1 protein-coding gene is annotated in these 670 nt (G+C 63.6%); it reads left to right on the top strand.

What is annotated here, in order from left to right; genetic code table 11:
• Nucleotides 1–670: transposase (locus tag IVA80_RS33600; protein WP_247439368.1), on the top strand; the 670-nt coding region annotated here is incomplete at both ends.

Below are 670 nucleotides of genomic sequence, written 5' to 3'. Positions count from 1 at the left end.
GGCAAGTTCGCCCTGATCCAGCACCAGCGTTATGCCCACGCCAAGCAGTTCAATCGCGCCAACCGGGCGCTGAAGAAGCTGCGCACCTTGCTCGGCCGCGTCATTCGCGACATCACCCGCAAGATCGAGGGCGACAGCGGGCTCGAAGCGGTGTTCGCCCAGCTGCTGATGCTGGCGCGGCGCGTGCGCGAGCAACAGCAGCGTCAGCGCGGACCGAAGGTCTATTCCCTGCACGCGCCGGAAGTCGAATGCATCGGCAAGGGCAAGGCCCATCGGCCATACGAGTTCGGCGTCAAGGTCTCCGTCGCCACCACCCTCAGCCACGCCAAGGGCGGACAGTTCGTCACTCACGTGAAGTCCATGCCGGGCAACCCCTACGACGGACACACCCTGGCAACCGTGATCCCGGAGATGGAGGCGCTGGTCGGCAACACCCTCGATCGCATCTTCGCAGACAAGGGATATCGCGGCCACAATGCACCGCAAGACCACAAGCTCAGAATCTTCATCTCCGGTCAGAAACGCGGCGTGACGCCCAGGATCAAACGTCAGTTACGCCGCCGGGCAGCCGTCGAACCCGTGATCGGCCATCTCAAAGCCGAGCATCGAATGGGCCGAAACTATCTCTGGTACCGCCAAGGCGACGCTGCCAACGCCATCCTCGCAGCTG

Source organism: Bradyrhizobium sp. 139, assembly GCF_023074175.1.
Taxonomy (GTDB): domain Bacteria; phylum Pseudomonadota; class Alphaproteobacteria; order Rhizobiales; family Xanthobacteraceae; genus Bradyrhizobium.
This window is presented reverse-complemented; position numbering and strand designations above follow the sequence as displayed.